Origin of the sequence: Soonwooa buanensis (assembly GCF_900167905.1) — a bacterium.
Lineage (GTDB): Bacteria > Bacteroidota > Bacteroidia > Flavobacteriales > Weeksellaceae > Soonwooa > Soonwooa buanensis.
Window position 1 is genome coordinate 656363 of the sequence record NZ_FUYZ01000001.1, and the last position, 16638, is coordinate 673000.

Consider the following 16638-nt stretch of genomic DNA (forward strand, 5'->3'; position numbering starts at 1 on the left):
TTTAAAACATATTTTTTTTAATATTCTTTTATAACATAAATCTTTACAAGAATCTCAAAGTTTTTTCCAGTAAAGATTTTTAACAAATATTTAACTCATAATTGGCATTTCTTATGTTGACTAATGCAGGGATTTATGAGACCTTTACCGAATAATTTAAACGAATTATGTCAGAACTGAACCAATCAGAAGATATTAAAAATTTAATGGAAAAAGTAAAAGAACAAAATTACTTTTTCAACCTACTAAAACAAGAAATCAATCGCGCTATTATCGGGCAAGAATATATGGTAGACCGTCTATTAATCGGACTACTTGGCAATGGTCACGTCCTACTAGAAGGTGTGCCTGGACTTGCAAAAACTTTAGCGATAAAAACCCTTGCCGAAGCAGTGCACGGACAATTCTCGAGAATACAATTCACGCCAGATTTGTTACCCGCAGATGTTGTTGGGACGATGATTTACAATGTTAAAGAAAATGATTTTTCGATAAAAAAAGGACCTGTTTTTGCGAATTTCGTTTTGGCGGATGAGATCAACCGTGCGCCAGCTAAAGTACAATCTGCACTTTTGGAAGTGATGCAAGAAAAGCAAGTAACCATCGGCGATGAGACGATGCAATTACCAAAACCTTTTTTAGTTTTAGCAACGCAAAACCCAATCGATCAAGAAGGAACTTATCTTTTACCAGAAGCGCAAACCGACCGTTTTATGCTGAAATGTAAAATCGATTATCCCGAGTTGGAAGACGAGCGAAAAATCATGCGCATGATTTCCACGCAAGATATCCCGACAATTCGTCCAGTTATTTCTTTAGACCAAATTGTGGAAGCTAAAAAATTAATCAACCAAATCTACCTTGACGAAAAAATCGAAAAGTATATTTTGGACATGGTTTTTGCAACGCGTTATCCAGAAAAATATGGTTTAGCTGATCTTAAAAATCTTATCAATTTCGGTGCTTCGCCAAGAGCAAGTATCAACCTTGCCATCGCTTCGCGCGCTAATGCTTTCATCAAAGGACGTGCTTTTGTAATTCCTGAAGATGTTAAATCTATCGCAAAAGATGTGTTAAGACATCGTATTGGACTTAGTTTCGAAGCTGAAGCCGAAGAAGTATCTCAAGACGAAATTGTTGACAGAATTTTAGCTAAAATACAAGCACCGTAAACAAGTATAACAATTTATCAGTCTAGCAATGTAGCAATTGATAATTGTTACACTATTAAATTGATACGTTAGTAAATTGAATCAATGGAAATAAAAGATATTGTCAAAAAGGTAAAACAAATCGAAATCCGTACTCGCAAGAAGACGGAAGCGAGTCTTATGGGGCAATATCACAGTAACTTCAAAGGTCAAGGGATGACATTTTCGGAGGTTAGACCTTACCAATTTGGTGACGATATCCGCCGAATCGACTGGAACAAAACCGCACGTTTCCGCGAACCTTTTGTGAAGGTTATGGAAGAAGAACGCGAGTTGACGATGATTATTATGGTTGACATTTCGGCTTCGATGGACTACGGAACGCAATATGGACTAAAGCGTGAATTTGTTGCTGAAGTTGCCGCATCGCTTGCTTTTTCCGCAGTTGGTAATAATGATAAAGTTGGACTAATCCTTTTCGCTGATAAAGTTTATAAAGTTGTCCCTCCAAAGAAAGGGCGCAAGCATGTTTTGTCGATTATCAGTAATATTTTGACCGCCGATTATGTTCCGTCAAAATCCGATTTGGATGGCGCGCTTAACTATATGATGGGTGTTTTTAAAAGGAAATCTTTTTTGTTTTTGTTTTCTGACTTTCAGGATGAGTTTGACCAACGTGTTTTGTCAGTTGCATCAAAAAAGCATCAACTTTTAGGTTTAAGAATTTACGACCAAAAAGACCAAGAAATCCCGAATGTTGGTTATGCTTTATTGCAAGATTCTGAAACGGGACAAGAAGTTTGGGTCAACACATCCAATTCTCGCTGGCGATATGAATTTGCGGAACACCAAAAGCAAAAATTCAGACATTTGCAAGAATCTTTTGAAAACAGTGCTGCTAGCTTGATCAACATGACAACCAACGAAGATTACAGTAAATTTTTGTATCAATATTTTCAGAAAAAATAGTTTAACCTTAAAACAGAATTTTAAGCCTTGAAATATTTCAAGTTTTCATATATCGCGATTTTAGTTTTTTTAAGTCAAATTTTATTTGGACAAACGCTTTCCTCCAATCTTAGCAACACGACTTTAGCTTTGGGAGAAGTTGGCGAATACAAGCTAAAAATCGATAATCTACAAGCTAAAGACGTCGTCGCAGCACCTAAAAACGAATTACTTCCTTTTCATTTTGAAGTGGTTAGCGACAGTATTTCGAAACAGCAAAACGAGTATTTTCGCGTTGTAAAATTTCAAGTTTTTGAAGAAGGAACTTTTAAAATTCCTGCTTTAGACATTAAAATCGGTGATCAAATTCAGAAGACGATTCCTTACGAAATCGAGGTCATCAACACCGCAAAAAAAGACGATGTCATTAACGACATCATGAAAAACAAGCAAGTTGATCTTGGTATTAAAGATTATTGGGAGCTTTATAAATTCTATATTCTTGCTGCTTTGGTCGTTATTGGGATTATTTTCTTGATTGTTTATTATATTAAATATGGACGAAAAGTAAAAGGTAGTCCGAAAGTGTTGACCAACCAAACCCTAAAAGATCTGGACCGTCTCAAAAAGAAAAACTACATCCAAAACGGCAATTACAGAATGTATTATGTAGAGTTAATCGACATTACAAGAGAGTTTTTGACCAAACAATATAAAATTCCAGCCAATGTTTTGTTAACCGATGATCTTATCGATTATATGAAAGGCAGCAACATTATTTCGGAACAAAACGAAAAAGTTATTGAAGAAATTTTTCAACGAGGCGACTTGGTAAAATTCGCTAAAACAATCCCGAATAGCGACATGATGGAGAAAGATTTTAATGATATCAAAACAATGGTGCAACGCTCTACCAAAGATGTGGAAGCCGAACAACTAAGAACTATGAACTAACTGCGCGAGCGACTTTAGAATAATGAATTTCAATTTTGAATTTTATAGCCCTTGGCTGTTGTTACTTTTTTTGGTTTTCGTACCCTTAATCATTTTAGATTTTAGACGAAAAAAACCGAAAGGCATCAAAGTACCGACAACGCAAGCAATGCGTCCAGCAGGCGGTTTGGGATTGGTTATGGCATTTTTAAGATTTTCAAAATATTTGATTTTGTCAGCCTTAATTATTGCAATGGCACGTCCTCGGACTTTCACCATAACCGACGACCGCGACGAGACCAAAGGTTTAGACATCATGCTAACTGTCGATGTTTCGTTGAGTATGTTGGCAAAAGATCTCGATCCTGACCGACTTGAAGCTTTAAAAAAAATAGCTAAAAACTTTGTTAACCAACGTCCGAATGACAGGATTGGTTTGGTTGCTTATTCTGGCGAAGCTTATACAAAAGTCCCGATGACGACCGATCATCAAGTTGTTAATGATGAAATATCCGAACTTAGCCCCACCGAATTACAGCCCGGAACGGCGATTGGCGAAGGATTGGTTGTAGCTGTTAACCATTTAAAAGATTCTAAAGCGAAAAGTAAGATCATTATTTTGATGACCGATGGCGAGAATAATGTCACGAATGCGACACCGCCAGAAATCGCGGCAGAACTTGCTAAAAACAACGGCATTAAAGTCTACACTATTGGTATCGGAAGTCGTGGTTATGCGCTTTTCCCGACAGCTACAGATATTTTCGGCGATATTGTTTTCACTGAAAAAGAAACTGATTTGGATGAAAATCTCCTAAAAGAAATTGCAAACCGAACTGGCGGAAAATACTTCCGAGCAACATCGAATGACAGTCTACAGGAGATTTATAACGACATTAATGGTTTAGAAAAATCAGATATTAAAACTTCAAAACTTTATCAATATCAAGAATATTTCCGAATTTTCCTTTGGGTTGCGTTAGGAATTTTATTATTCGATATTATTTTGAGATGGTTTTTGTACAAAATATTGAGCTAGACAGATGGATTTTTATTTAGATAATTATTGGTACGTTCTACTTTTCCTTTTACTTCCCGTGATTGGATTATTGCTGTTTAGTTTTCTTAAATGGAAAAAAAAGAAACGCGAACTTTTTGCAGAAGCTCAATTCCGAGATCAATTATTTGCTAAAACAAGTAGATTTTCGAAGCTATTTCCAGGTTTATTTTTCTTGGCGATTTTGTTTCTAATTTTTGCAATGATTGACCTTTTAGGAGGAAAACAAGAAATAAAAACGCAGCAAAAAATGAACAATGTTATATTCTTGCTCGACGTTTCTAACTCGATGAATGCGCAAGACATCCAACCAAGTCGTCTACAACAAGCCAAAGATATTATCATTAATAGTTTTCCGAAAATGAATAATGACCGCGTTGGGATTATTGTTTTTGCGGGTGAAGCTAACTCGATTATGCCTTTAACAACCGATTATAACGCGGCTGAATCTTACATTACGGGCATCGAAACCAGCGTTGTACAAACCCAAGGCACCGACTTTTTGAAGGCGATGCAAATGGCTGTTAAAAAATTTAAATCCATACCAAAAGGTGCGAGAAAAGTTGTGATGATTAGCGATGGCGAAAACAATGAAGAAAATGAATCTGCCGCCATAAAACTGGCTAACCAAGAAGGCATTAGCGTTTCGACAATTGGTATTGGCGGCGAACAAGGTGCGCCGGTTCCGGAATATTACTACGGACAATTGATGGGTTACAAAACCAGTATGTCGGGTGAAACGGTCATGACCAAGTTGGAAACAAAAGCTTTAAAAAACCTTGCATCTAGTACAGATGGAAGTTACATCGATGGCAACGACTTAGATGCTGCGGTTGCAAAACTTTCTGATGTTTTGAAAAAGTCAACAAATTCTAACACTTCATATATCAGTTCTCAATCTGCGGAACACTATTATCAATACTTTTTAGGCGTTTCGATTGCGCTGTTTTTACTCATTTATTTATTTAATCCAAAGCGAGATTTAAATATTTAAAACGGTATTTCGCCTCTTAGCTAGAACAAGTCTAAATAGCAAACTAACAATTCTCCCAAAATATACTATTTATAGGGATATTTAACCCATTTTAACGTTTTAAGAATGGGTTTTTAACAATTAAAGAAATAATTTTGCAGGTATGAATATGAAGTTGATTCTCAGTCTTTTGTTTTTTATAATTCTTGGCCAATTTGTTATGGCTCAGGAAGGTTACAAAACACTTGTATATGAAGGCAATAGACAATTCGACAAAAAAAACTATGATGCTTCTTCTTCCAAATTCTTGGAGGCCGCTAAACTAGACGACAAAAACTTCGACGCACATTACAACCTTGGTAATGCTTTGTACAAAAAGAAAATGTATGAAGAAGCTAAAGCTGAGTTTCAAAAAGCGGAACAGAATGCAAAAAATAAAAATGATAAAGCTGCAGCACAATACAATCTTGGCAATGCAATGATGCAAACCGAGAAGATGGAACAAGCTGCAGAAATGTATAAAAAAGCTTTAAAAAATGATCCTTACAACGAAAGCATTCGTAAAAATTATGAGATTGCAAAGCTGAAGGAAAAAGAAAAAGACAAGAAAAAAGATCAAAACCAAGATAATAAAGGCGGCGATCAGCAAGATCAAAAACAACAAGGCGGACAAGATAACAAAGGTGACCAAAAAGGCAACCAGCCAAATGGATCATCCAAGGATCAACAAGAAAAAGGTGAAGGCGCAGGTGACAAACAATCTACGCAAGAACCAAAAGAAAGCGGAAACAAAATTCCGAAAGATATAGAAAACGCTATTTTAAATAAAGTACAGGACAGAGAGAAAGAAACTGCACGACGAATCCTTAACAAGGATGCAAACTCTATCCCACAGTCCAACGAGAAAGATTGGTAATGAAGCACATTTGGTTTTCGTTTATTTTAAGTATTTTCTCGACCATAACAAGTTATGGTCAAGTCTATATTTCGTCCGAAACCAATGTTAAAGAAACCACGACCAATGATATTATCAGCCTCACGATTGCGGTAGAAATAAGTGGTGAAGACCAAGTACAGGAATCGCCAATCAAACTTCCGGACTTCCAAAGATTCGATGTTTTAGATTACAATTCTGAACAAAATACAATTATTGATCCTGTAAGAAAAGTTAGGGTTAACCAAATGGTTTATCAATTTTTATTACAACCAAAACAATCTGGTTCTATTAAAATTGGTTCGGCTCTGGTGAAAGTCAACGGCAAAATGTACAAATCTGAGCCATTTGATATTTTGGTAAGAGACGTTTCTAAACGTATACCAGACAACACACGTAATCTTGCTAGTCAAAATAATCAAACTTACCTTAATGTAAAACTTGACGATCACGAGGTCTATAAAAATCAACCTGTTGTTGCAACTTTGTCAGTAATTACTCGCGACGTCGATAATTTTAGAAAAGTTAAAAATATACAAACGCCGAAGAGCGGTAATATCCTTGTGCAACCAATCAGCTTAACACGTTCTGATATTGAACAAGATTCAAAATCTGGTCTGTTATCGCAAATTGTCGGTATATATATTATTTTTCCAAAAGAAGCTGGACCTGTAGAAGTGCCTGCTTTTACGGCAGAGATTGTGGATCATGGCGCTACAAGACTTGCATCCAACAGAACCAATATCTCTGTTAAACATTTACCAGCCGGCGCTCCAGAAGATTTCAACAATTTTGTTGGTAATTTCAGTATCGATATGACAAATGTCGAAAGCCTACCTCAACCAATAGAGATTAACAAACCTCTTGATATTGTTGTAAAACTTATCGGTCGTGGAAATCTATCGGCGCATAATATGCCGAAAATTATTCCGACGGAAGACTATGATGTTTTCCCTCCAAAGTTGGTGAAAAATCTAAAAGTTGAGAAAGAAGGCATCGTTGGCGACATCGAAGCGCATTATGTTATCGTTCCTAAAAAAGCTGGAAACATTGCCATTAAAACCGAGAAAATGGCTTTCTTTAATCCTGAGAAAAAGCTTTATAAAGATCTTGGCGAAAAGTCAATTGTACTTCGTGCAATGACATCTTTAGAAATAGAAAATGCTAAATCGACGATGCAAAAAGTTAACGAATATACCAACACTGTTTTGGATAAAGTTAACACGCCAGTTTTACAAACAGAGACATTAAAACTATCCGAAAATAAAGGCATGAACTGGCAAGTTATTTTCGGAAATTTAGCCTTAATAGGCGCAATGGGAATGGTGATCTATTTGGTGAGAAATCGTTATCAAAAGAAAAAATTAGCAAGTATTATTAAAGAAGAGCAACTGAAATCGCGACCAAAGATTACAACAATCGAAGAGACTGAAGCTTTATTAAGAAGTAAATCTTCTCTTAACTTGACAAGCCATTTTAATTATCTTGAAAATCTATTAATTCAAAAAAAATATTCAGAATTTTTTACTGAGTTTGCAAATCTAGAAGCAGAAGTTGATGTTAAATCAAATCATAAATTTGGACATCCATACGCTCATCATTTAAAACAGACAAATGAAAATTTATACCAAAAATATACTTTAATAAAAGACTCTCTTAACACTGAGAAGTATTCGCCAATCATTAATGGAGAAAAATTAGATTATATTTTGATACAAAGTAAAGAGGTTTTTTCAGCAATTGAAAATTAAACAAAAATATTTCATAATTTTGCGAAAAATTAAATTTATACATCTGTGAATTTTTTTGAACATATCTCTTGGAAAGAAACCTTTACGTGTTTCATGGTTTTGTTTGCGGTTATCGACATCATCGGTTCGGTGCCAATTATCGTTTCGTTACGTCAAAAGTTTGGTAAGATAGAAGCCGAAAAAGCTTCTATTGTTGCGGGACTTATCATGATTGCGTTTTTGTTTATCGGAAAAGAGATTCTAAGATTTATTGGCGTTGACCTCAACTCATTTGCGATTGCTGGTGCTTTTGTCATCTTTATTATCGCTCTTGAAATGATCTTGGGCATCGAAATCCAAAAATCGTCACAAGCTAACGCTGCATCGATTGTACCCATTGCTTTCCCGCTAGTTGCTGGTGCAGGTACATTAACGACGACTCTATCTCTGAAGGCCGAGTTCCACGAGATTAATATCATTTTAGGAATTATCCTTAACACGATTTTGGTATACATCGTTTTGAGAATTGCACCTTGGATCGAAAAGAAAATGGGTGAAGGATCACTACAAATTTTACAAAAAGTTTTCGGAATTATCCTTTTAGCGATCTCTATTAAATTATTTACTGCTAACTTTGCACAACTTATTCAGAATTACGTACATTTTTAAAAAATAATATTATGCAGCTGTTTTATAAAATATTCTTAGCCCTATTTGTGATATTTATCGGTATTAACATCTACGGAATTAATTGGAGCGTTGGCGTTTTGGATGAAGAAAATTCTAAGTTTATTTTCTCCATTGCAGCTTCACTTATTGGTATTATCGTGATCTACATCATGAGTACTTGGCAAAAAGTTGGTGTTAAAAAATAGTTTTTAAAATTAAACTTAAAATAAAAAAAGCTTCTCAATTGAGAAGCTTTTCTTGTATCTAATCCACAAATTATTGCGGTTTATAACTGTCTTTAAGTGTCACCGTTCTGTTAAACACCAATTGTCCATCGGTAGATGTTTTATCTTTAATAAAGTAACCTATTCTTTGGAACTGGAAATGATCTTCCGTTGTTGCATCTTTCAGACTTGGCTCTCCAAAACCATTTTGAATCTTCAAAGATTCTGGATTGATAAAGTTAAGGAAGTCAACATCTTTCTCCGCATCAGGTTGCTCAACCGTAAATAATCTATCGTAGATATTCACTTTTATTGGTAACGCATGTTTTGCAGAAACCCAATGTAAAGTACCTTTTACTTTTCTTTGACTCGCTTCGGTTCCACTTCCAGAACGGCTATCTTCGTCGTAAGTTGCAAAGATTGTTGTGATGTTGCCATCAGCATCTTTCTCCACACGATTAGCTTTGATGATGTAAGCAGCTTTCAGACGAACTTCGTTACCAAGACTCAATCTAAAGAATTTCTTCGGTGCTTCTTCCATAAAGTCTTCACGCTCGATGTAGATTTCTCTTGAGAAAGGCACTTGACGTGTACCTGCGTTTTCGTCTTCAGGATTATTTTCAGTTTCTAAAAACTCTTCTTTATCTTCAGGATAATTTTCGATCACCAATTTAACAGGATCCACAACCGCCATAACACGCGTTGCTACTTTGTTAAGATCTTCTCTAACGAAAAACTCTAACAACTGAATTTCGATTAAGTTTTCACGTTTTGCAACACCTACTCTATCGATAAAGTTACGGATTGCGTTAGCGGTATAACCTTTTCTACGAAGTCCAGAAATAGTCGGCATTCTCGGATCGTCCCAACCTGTTGTAACGCCTTCTGCTACCAATCTTTGTAATTTACGTTTTGACGTAATCATATATGACACATTCATACGTGCAAACTCGCGTTGTTTTGGTGCAACTTTAGAATTATCATATACTTGATCCAAATACCATTCATAAAGTGGACGGTGATTTTCAAATTCTAAAGAACATAACGAGTGTGAAACTTGTTCTAAATAATCGCTTTCGCCATGTGCCCAATCGTACATTGGATAGATCTTCCAAGCATCTCCAGTACGGTGATGCGCACGTTTTAGTATACGATACATAACAGGATCACGCATGTTCATGTTAGGAGAATTCATATCGATTTTTGCACGAAGACTCATCGCTCCTTCCTCGAATTCGCCATTCTTCATACGCTCGAAAAGATCAAGACTTTCTTCAACTGGACGATTGCGATAAGGCGATTCTACACCATCTTCGAAAGGCGTTTTTCTTTGCGCCGTAATATCTTCTGATGGTTGCTCATCGACATAAGCTTTCCCTTCTTTAATCAAAGTTACAGCCCAATCATACAATTGCTGGAAGTAGTCAGAAGCATAACGCTCTTCTGCCCAGTTAAAGCCAAGCCACTTCACATCTTCTCTGATAGAATCTACGAATTCTTGCTCTTCTTTCTCTGGGTTAGTGTCATCAAATCTTAAATTAACTGGTGCGCCATAACGCAATCCAAGACCAAAATTGATACAAATAGCTTTTGTATGACCAATATGAAGATAACCGTTAGGCTCAGGCGGAAAACGGAATCTCAACTTGTCCTTTCCCAAACCATTAGCCAAATCATCTTCAATAATTTGCTCTAAAAAGTTAAGTGATTTTTTTTCTTCTTCCATAAAGTTGTATAATGAGACAGCAAATTTAAGACTTTTAGAGATAAAACTTGCTATATCGATACTTCGATTGTATTTAGAATCGCTTAAAGTCTAATTCGTGATTTAATTTTAAATTAACATCTATTTAATAATAAGCATAATATATTAGGATAGATATTAATTTTATGTAAACTACTTAAAATTCAATTCAATTTTTATTAATTTTGAGAAACATAAAATCTAAAAATGAATCGTAAAAAAATCCTTTTGGTTGATGATGAACAGGACATTCTTGAAATGTTATCATACAACTTAGAAAAAGAAGGTTACCAAGTCCACACCGCGTCCAATGGGCAGGAAGGCATCTCCAAAGCAAAAGAAATCATCCCAGATCTTATACTTCTAGACGTAATGATGCCAGAAAAAGACGGCATCGAAACTTGTCAAGAAATGCGTCAAGTAAAAGAATTACAAAAAACTTTAATCGTTTTCTTATCAGCAAGAAGTGAAGAATTTTCTCAACTTGCAGGTTACCAAGCTGGTGCCAACGATTATATTATTAAAGTTATTAAGCCAAAAGTTTTGGTATCAAAAGTGGCTGCGCTTCTTCAACTGGGTGCAAAAGCTAACGAAAATACCAATTACATCGAGCTTGGCGATTTAATCATCGATAAAGATAACTTTAAAGTAACGAAGGCAAACGAAGAGTTTTTACTTCCAAAAAAAGAGTTTGACCTTTTATTTTTATTAGCTTCTAATACGGACAAAGTTTTTAAAAGAGAAGAAATTCTTGAGAAAGTTTGGGGTAACGACGTTATCGTGGGCGAACGTACAATTGATGTACACATCCGTCGTCTTCGTGAGAAATTAGGCATCAACAGCATACAAACTCTAAAAGGAATTGGATATAAATTGGTTGTGTAGACAATTATTTTTATTAAAATGTAAATAAGCTCTAAGATTTTCTAACGAAAATCTTTTTTTATAAATTTATCTCATGTATTCTACTCCAAAAAGGAACTTTAAACTAAACTGGGTTTCGGCTTTAGCATCATTCGTGCTAGTAGCTGTCATCGGCACAGTTATTTTTATTTTTCAAGCTAAAACCCACGACCAATATTTCAAAACTAGAGATTTTAATATCTTCATTGTTTTCACCTTGACTTTGGTGATGATTCTTAATTATTACATCCTCGAGTTTTTATTTAATTATAATAGTAAAAAACAAATTCGACGTATCAAAAAGATACTTCCAGACAACTTTATCCTCGATCATGAGCCCGATCTTAGTTTAAAAGAATTCGGAGAACGTGTAACTTTAATGAGCACGCAAAACGACTTCGAAATGGATATGATGAAGGAAATGGAAAACTTCCGAAAAGAATATGTCGGGAACGTTTCTCATGAATTAAAAACGCCTTTATTCTCCATCCAAGGTTATGTGTCGACTTTGCTAGACGGCGGTGTAGAAGATCTTAATATCCGAGACAAATATCTGCAACGTATCGACAGTTCTGTAGAGCGACTTCTTAACATTGTTAAAGATTTGGATATGATTAACCGCTTCGAAGCTGGCCAAATTGAATTAAATCTCATCAGTTTTGACATCAACGAATTGGTGGAAGAAGTATTCGATCTCCTTGATCTAGAAGCCAATAGACATCTTATGAAGCTCGAATTACAAAGCACTCAGAAAAAACTATTGGTACACGCTGATAAAAATAAAATTTCGCAAGTCTTTACGAATCTTGTCTCTAACGCTATTAAATATGCAAACCGAGAAGGCGCAAGAATTATTGTAACTACAAAAGAAGAAGCCAAATTTATCTCTATCACCGTGGAAGACAATGGCATGGGGATAAAACCAGAAAATCTTACAAGGATTTTTGAACGCTTCTATCGTGTTGAAGCCAGCCGAAATCGTAAAGATGGTGGATCTGGACTTGGACTAGCAATTGTCAAACACATCTTGGAAGCCCACCACCAGAACATTACTGTAGAAAGCGCTTACCTTAGTGGAACAAAATTTAAATTTAGATTAGAAAAATCTTCTTTGTAATATCAAAAAAAATATTAGTTTTAGAGCAGAAATATTTGCAAAAATTTGAAGGTTGAGAAGGGCTAAAATTTAATAAAATATTTTATTAAAAAAAGTATTTTTTTGGCTTTTATCCTTTCTCAATTGTCATATATTTGCAGCAAAATAAATGTAAAAGTAGATTTTAGAAGAGAAAAAAATGGTTTACAAGATAAGAGTTATTTTAGATGCAAAAGAGAGCATCTTTAGAGACATCGAGATCAAGGACAAACAAACTTTATGGAATTTGCACTTAGGGATCAAAAGTGCTTTCAGTCTTGCGGGGGAAGAACTTTCTAGCTTTTATTTTTCTGATGAAGAGTGGTCCGAAGGTAGAGCCGTACCATTGGAAGATATGAGCGACGAAGGCGATGGCGAGATTATGTCTGACGTGTATGTCAACGAAGGATTCACACAAAAAGGTGACAAGATGAGATTCCAGTACGGATTCTTAGATCTTTGGGAATTTTTCTGTGAATTGATTGACGTTACCGAAGAAAAATCTGCCGTTAATTACCCAATTACTGTGTACAGATTCGGGAATGTTCCTTTAAAAGCACCTAGCAAAAATGGCGCTTCTGGAGGATCTTCAAAAAAATCTGCAATGCCTTTTATGGATGATGATTTTGGGTTCGAAGATGATTTCAAATCAGCTGACTTCGATGACGAAGACGAGTTCGGAGATGATGACGAGGAAGAAGAAGGATACAATGATGATGTCTTCGAAGATGACGAAGATTAATCAAAAATCGAAATGAATAATTAGCCTGATGTTGAGTCAGGCTTTTTTATTTTGTTTATTTTTGAATAAATAAAAATTTAATGAAGAAAATTTTATTGCTTGGTATTGCCTTAACAGCAATTGCTTGCACAACTCAAACCAAAACTAAAACACAGATGACACAACCGCAAGAGTGGAAACATACAACCAATATCTACGAAATCAACACACGACAATATTCGAAGGAAGGGACTTTCAAAGCGGTTGAAAAAGATCTTCCTCGACTAAAAGCGATGGGTGTTAAAACCATTTGGTTTATGCCGATTACGCCAATCGCTCAACAAAACAAAAAAGGAAGCCTCGGTAGTCCTTATGCAGCGCAAGATTATACAAGTATTAATCCTGAGTTTGGGACTTTGCAAGATTTCAAAGATGTGGTTAACAAAGCGCACGATTTGGGATTAAATGTCATTATCGATTGGGTGGCAAACCACACAGGTTGGGATCACGTTTGGACCAAATCTAATCCTGATTTTTATCTAAAAGATCCTGACGGAAAATTTCATATTGCAGAAGGTATGGACGACATTATCGAACTCGATTTTAAAAATCCAAACATGCGTCAAGCAATGATCGACGCGATGAAATATTGGGTTAAAGAAACCAATATTGATGGATTCCGTTGTGACCTTGCTAGTTGGGTAGAAGTTGACTTTTGGCAACAAGCACGTCCCGAAGTTGAAAAATTAAAACCCTTATTTTGGTTGGGCGAATTTGATGAGTTGGACACACCAGAATACGGAAAAGTCTTTGACGCCAGCTATTCTTGGAAGTGGATGCATCTAACTAAAGATTATTATCAAAAAAAATTACCACTTCAGGATCTTAAAAACTTACTGCAACAATATTCTAACATTGGCGACAATTCGATGCGCGCTTGGTTCACGACCAATCATGATGAAAATACTTGGAATGGCACCGAATATGAAAAATATGGCGACCTTGCTCCTGCCCTAGCCGTTTTTTCAGCAACTTGGAATGGCGTTCCGTTGTTGTATAATGGGCAAGAATTACCTTTAAAAACAAAACGTCTTGAGTTTTTCGAAAAAGATACAATCCCATGGACTGGGCAAAACGCATTGAATGGTTTTTATAAAACTTTATTAAATTTAAAATCCGAAAATCCTGCGCTTCGTGGTGGCGATCCCAATGTTACAACCTACTGGATCGAGACTTCCGCTAACGACAAAATCCTTGCCTATCAACGCAAGAATGGAAATCATGAAGTTTTGGTTTTACTAAATATGTCGGCAGATAATGTAGAGTTTAATATTCAAGGGAAAGAAGTTGAAGGCCAGTACAAAAATGTCTTTACACAATCGCCACAAGCCTTAATGGATGGTAGCCGATTTACATTAAAAGCTTATGATTACTTGGTTTTTGAGAAATAATTTTATTTAAATAAAATTTAAAATAAAAAAGGAGCGTTGATTGTAACGTTCCTTTTTTTATAAAAATTATAAATTTTCGATGCTATCGAAATAGATTTTTCACCTTTAAAGTTTTCTAACTCGTTGCCATAATTAAAATATTGAAATATCAGTTGGGGTAAACAAAGTTCAAAATTTGGATTATCAGTTTTAGCATCGAATTCGATATCGCCAATATTTGCAGGATATTTTGAAAGCACTTTCTCACTTTGGCAGCTAAAAAGTACTGGAATCAAGAATAAGAGTAAATTTTTCTTCATTTAATTTAAAAACTAAAAAACTATCGCGTCAACTTGTTAAGGTCGATGAGAAGATAATTGATATTTTGGTTAATAGTTCTGGTTGCCGATTGCATTTGGTTAAGCATTGCTGCGCGATTGTTAAGCGCTTCGCTGTCGTACTTTCCGCCGTCATTAAAGATCGGAGAAGCATTGGCTGCATCCACATCACCCTCGAATTGATATGTGATCCAGCGTTGCTTCATATTCTGTATAATTGAATGTTCATTAAGATTCGAAAATTTTTTCTCAGTATACATATACCAAATAAATGGAGGGAAATTTCGTGACTGTAGTTTCTCTTGCCAAATATCACGAAGGATATTTCGAGCATGGATAAACTCGACCTTCTTACCTTTTGGATTGAGCAAAGCCAAACCAAAACCCGCACCAATAAGACCGCCACCAATATCAATAGCTTTGTCCCAACCATCACTTTTTACAAATCCACCAGCTAAAGAACCTAGCGCACCAGCTGCGATAGAATAGACAATCATTTTGTTATTTTTCTTGCTATTAAGGCTACTCACGTAATTTGCCATTTGTGCAACGCGTTCGCCTTCACAGTCAAATTCGGCAGCGACGGCGTCTACTTCACTTAACGCTAATGTAATTTTGCCATCTATTTTATCCTTAATTTTCATGATTTTAAGTTGTGACTCGATGCTTGTATCTTTTTTTAATTCTAAAATATTTTCAACATCCTCAAGTGAGTTTAAGGCATTAAGAATCAAAATACTTTGTTGATTAAAAACAGATCTAAGATGTTGTTTTTCATTAAGTAACGAATCCGAATTAACATGAAGATTAACCTTCTCGTAGTCATAATTGGTGGGCGCTTTACAATAACTATCGCGAAGCGTAATGATATTGGCGTTAATATTTTTAGTCTTTTGCGTAGTACAAGAGTTAAACGCAACAATGACAAAAGCTAGTAATAATGCGTAGTTTTTCATCATAAATGTATTCTTACACAAATTATAAAAAGATTTTGAATTTGTATTAAAAAAAATACTAATTTTAAATATCAAAAATAAGTGTTATGGGAAATATTATCGTAGGGCTTATGTCTCAACAAAATGATTATCAAAATCTTAGATTTGAGTTAGAGGAATCAGGATTCCGAGATTCCGATTACATTATTTATCTTAATAATGGAGAAAACGACAGTTTTTGGGCAAGTATCTCAGCTAACAATGACCAACAGAAAAACAAAGGCGAAGAAATTTTAAAAAAATTAGATGCAAAAAAATCTTACTATTTTAAAAATGTTGATATCGAAGATGCAAAATCTTTCGATGCGTTAAAAAAAGAAATTGGCATTCGCGCAAAATCAGAAATCCATCCAAGTCCTGATATCAGGCACAGAACACCTCATTATGGATTAAATTCTGAAATTAAATTTTAAAGGTTTAATAGTCAAAAATAGTTGGTAGAATTCTTTCTATCGCCTATTATTATTGATGATACGAGAAGTTTATTGAACTTTGTTTCAATAAACTTTTTTTATGCCTGAAAAATCAAAAAAAATCGTTGTTGGAGCTGTAAAAGTCTGAATGTAATTTCGTGGGGAAAACAAAATAATAAGAGACGTTTTAAATGTAAAAATTGTGGTATTTATTTTACCTCCGAGAACAAGTCTGTTGGCTTAAAAAATAAGGAAGTTTGGTTCAAAAAATGGATTGTTGGAAAACAGACTTATGAAGAAATTTCACGAGACTCAGGATACTCAGTTAGTACTCTGCAAC

At 35.2% G+C, this 16638-nt stretch carries 18 protein-coding genes; 15 read left to right on the top strand and 3 right to left on the bottom strand.

Features of this window, described 5'->3' with window-relative positions:
• The first annotated feature begins 167 nt into the window (after positions 1-167).
• From B5X62_RS03100 to B5X62_RS03140, 9 genes are all read left to right on the top strand, one after another.
• Positions 168-1172, top strand: a complete 1005-nt coding sequence (locus tag B5X62_RS03100) for an AAA family ATPase (protein ID WP_079665906.1) — start codon at positions 168-170, stop codon at positions 1170-1172.
• An 84-nt stretch (positions 1173-1256) separates the two neighbouring features.
• Positions 1257-2120: a DUF58 domain-containing protein gene (locus tag B5X62_RS03105; protein WP_079665907.1), complete on the top strand. Its 864-nt coding sequence runs from the start codon at positions 1257-1259 to the stop codon at positions 2118-2120.
• A gap of 27 nt (positions 2121-2147) precedes the next feature.
• The gene (locus B5X62_RS03110) at positions 2148-3053 is read left to right on the top strand and encodes a BatD family protein (protein WP_079665908.1); all 906 of its coding nucleotides are present in this window, start codon (positions 2148-2150) and stop codon (positions 3051-3053) included.
• A gap of 22 nt (positions 3054-3075) precedes the next feature.
• Positions 3076-4071, top strand: a complete 996-nt coding sequence (locus B5X62_RS03115; RefSeq protein WP_079665909.1) for a vWA domain-containing protein — start codon at positions 3076-3078, stop codon at positions 4069-4071.
• Positions 4072-4075: 4 nt separating this feature from the next.
• The gene (locus B5X62_RS03120; RefSeq protein WP_079665910.1) at positions 4076-5083 is read left to right on the top strand and encodes a vWA domain-containing protein; all 1008 of its coding nucleotides are present in this window, start codon (positions 4076-4078) and stop codon (positions 5081-5083) included.
• A 148-nt stretch (positions 5084-5231) separates the two neighbouring features.
• Complete coding sequence (locus B5X62_RS03125; protein WP_317041883.1) at positions 5232-5978, top strand: tetratricopeptide repeat protein; 747 nt, start codon at positions 5232-5234, stop codon at positions 5976-5978.
• Positions 5978-7747 carry a BatD family protein gene (locus tag B5X62_RS03130; RefSeq protein WP_079665912.1) on the top strand — a complete coding sequence of 590 codons (1770 nt, stop codon included), beginning with the start codon at positions 5978-5980 and terminating at the stop codon, positions 7745-7747. Before B5X62_RS03125 ends, B5X62_RS03130 begins: the two co-directional genes overlap by 1 nt.
• Before the next feature lie 45 nt (positions 7748-7792).
• A complete protein-coding gene (locus B5X62_RS03135) occupies positions 7793-8395 on the top strand; it encodes a MarC family protein (RefSeq protein WP_079665913.1) in 603 nt (200 codons plus the stop codon).
• An 11-nt stretch (positions 8396-8406) separates the two neighbouring features.
• Positions 8407-8601: a hypothetical protein gene (locus tag B5X62_RS03140; protein ID WP_079665914.1), complete on the top strand. Its 195-nt coding sequence runs from the start codon at positions 8407-8409 to the stop codon at positions 8599-8601.
• A 70-nt stretch (positions 8602-8671) separates the two neighbouring features.
• Here B5X62_RS03140 and B5X62_RS03145 read toward each other — a convergent pair whose 3' ends face one another.
• Entirely contained in the window at positions 8672-10345 is a 1674-nt protein-coding gene (locus tag B5X62_RS03145; protein WP_079665915.1) for a glutamine--tRNA ligase/YqeY domain fusion protein, read from the bottom strand.
• Positions 10346-10570: 225 nt separating this feature from the next.
• On the opposite strand from B5X62_RS03145, the gene B5X62_RS03150 reads away from it, so the two are divergent.
• From B5X62_RS03150 to B5X62_RS03165, 4 genes are all read left to right on the top strand, one after another.
• Positions 10571-11248: a response regulator transcription factor gene (locus B5X62_RS03150; RefSeq protein WP_079665916.1), complete on the top strand. Its 678-nt coding sequence runs from the start codon at positions 10571-10573 to the stop codon at positions 11246-11248.
• Positions 11249-11321: 73 nt separating this feature from the next.
• A complete protein-coding gene (locus B5X62_RS03155; protein ID WP_079665917.1) occupies positions 11322-12383 on the top strand; it encodes a sensor histidine kinase in 1062 nt (353 codons plus the stop codon).
• A gap of 178 nt (positions 12384-12561) precedes the next feature.
• Entirely contained in the window at positions 12562-13143 is a 582-nt protein-coding gene (locus B5X62_RS03160) for an IS1096 element passenger TnpR family protein (RefSeq protein WP_079665918.1), read from the top strand.
• A gap of 80 nt (positions 13144-13223) precedes the next feature.
• Positions 13224-14573, top strand: a complete 1350-nt coding sequence (locus tag B5X62_RS03165; RefSeq protein ID WP_079665919.1) for an alpha-amylase family glycosyl hydrolase — start codon at positions 13224-13226, stop codon at positions 14571-14573.
• A gap of 17 nt (positions 14574-14590) precedes the next feature.
• Here the strand turns inward: B5X62_RS03165 and B5X62_RS03170 are convergent, their stop codons facing one another.
• Together B5X62_RS03170 and B5X62_RS03175 are read right to left on the bottom strand one after the other, a co-directional pair.
• Positions 14591-14872, bottom strand: coding sequence for a hypothetical protein (locus tag B5X62_RS03170; RefSeq protein WP_079665920.1), 282 nt, complete (start codon positions 14870-14872; stop codon positions 14591-14593).
• A gap of 20 nt (positions 14873-14892) precedes the next feature.
• Entirely contained in the window at positions 14893-15849 is a 957-nt protein-coding gene (locus B5X62_RS03175) for a hypothetical protein (protein ID WP_079665921.1), read from the bottom strand.
• A gap of 83 nt (positions 15850-15932) precedes the next feature.
• On the opposite strand from B5X62_RS03175, the gene B5X62_RS03180 reads away from it, so the two are divergent.
• The gene (locus B5X62_RS03180) at positions 15933-16298 is read left to right on the top strand and encodes a hypothetical protein (protein WP_079665922.1); all 366 of its coding nucleotides are present in this window, start codon (positions 15933-15935) and stop codon (positions 16296-16298) included.
• Positions 16299-16409: 111 nt separating this feature from the next.
• Positions 16410-16638, top strand: a 229-nt coding sequence (locus tag B5X62_RS15780; protein WP_449441358.1) for an IS1/IS1595 family N-terminal zinc-binding domain-containing protein, incomplete at its 3' end; no start/stop codon positions are given.

Excerpts from the sequence above, each read along its gene's own strand:
- B5X62_RS03100 (WP_079665906.1), top strand. The coding sequence starts at position 168 with ATGTCAGAACTGAACCAATCAGAAGATATTAAAAATTTAATGGAAAAA.
- B5X62_RS03105 (WP_079665907.1), top strand. The coding sequence starts at position 1,257 with ATGGAAATAAAAGATATTGTCAAAAAGGTAAAACAAATCGAAATCCGT.
- B5X62_RS03115 (WP_079665909.1), top strand. The coding sequence starts at position 3,076 with ATGAATTTCAATTTTGAATTTTATAGCCCTTGGCTGTTGTTACTTTTT.
- B5X62_RS03120 (WP_079665910.1), top strand. The coding sequence starts at position 4,076 with ATGGATTTTTATTTAGATAATTATTGGTACGTTCTACTTTTCCTTTTA.
- B5X62_RS03125 (WP_317041883.1), top strand. The coding sequence starts at position 5,232 with ATGAAGTTGATTCTCAGTCTTTTGTTTTTTATAATTCTTGGCCAATTT.
- B5X62_RS03130 (WP_079665912.1), top strand. The coding sequence starts at position 5,978 with ATGAAGCACATTTGGTTTTCGTTTATTTTAAGTATTTTCTCGACCATA.
- B5X62_RS03140 (WP_079665914.1), top strand. The coding sequence starts at position 8,407 with ATGCAGCTGTTTTATAAAATATTCTTAGCCCTATTTGTGATATTTATC.
- B5X62_RS03145 (WP_079665915.1), bottom strand. The coding sequence starts at position 10,345 with ATGGAAGAAGAAAAAAAATCACTTAACTTTTTAGAGCAAATTATTGAA.
- B5X62_RS03150 (WP_079665916.1), top strand. The coding sequence starts at position 10,571 with ATGAATCGTAAAAAAATCCTTTTGGTTGATGATGAACAGGACATTCTT.
- B5X62_RS03155 (WP_079665917.1), top strand. The coding sequence starts at position 11,322 with ATGTATTCTACTCCAAAAAGGAACTTTAAACTAAACTGGGTTTCGGCT.
- B5X62_RS03160 (WP_079665918.1), top strand. The coding sequence starts at position 12,562 with ATGGTTTACAAGATAAGAGTTATTTTAGATGCAAAAGAGAGCATCTTT.
- B5X62_RS03165 (WP_079665919.1), top strand. The coding sequence starts at position 13,224 with ATGAAGAAAATTTTATTGCTTGGTATTGCCTTAACAGCAATTGCTTGC.
- B5X62_RS03170 (WP_079665920.1), bottom strand. The coding sequence starts at position 14,872 with ATGAAGAAAAATTTACTCTTATTCTTGATTCCAGTACTTTTTAGCTGC.
- B5X62_RS03175 (WP_079665921.1), bottom strand. The coding sequence starts at position 15,849 with ATGATGAAAAACTACGCATTATTACTAGCTTTTGTCATTGTTGCGTTT.
- B5X62_RS03180 (WP_079665922.1), top strand. The coding sequence starts at position 15,933 with ATGGGAAATATTATCGTAGGGCTTATGTCTCAACAAAATGATTATCAA.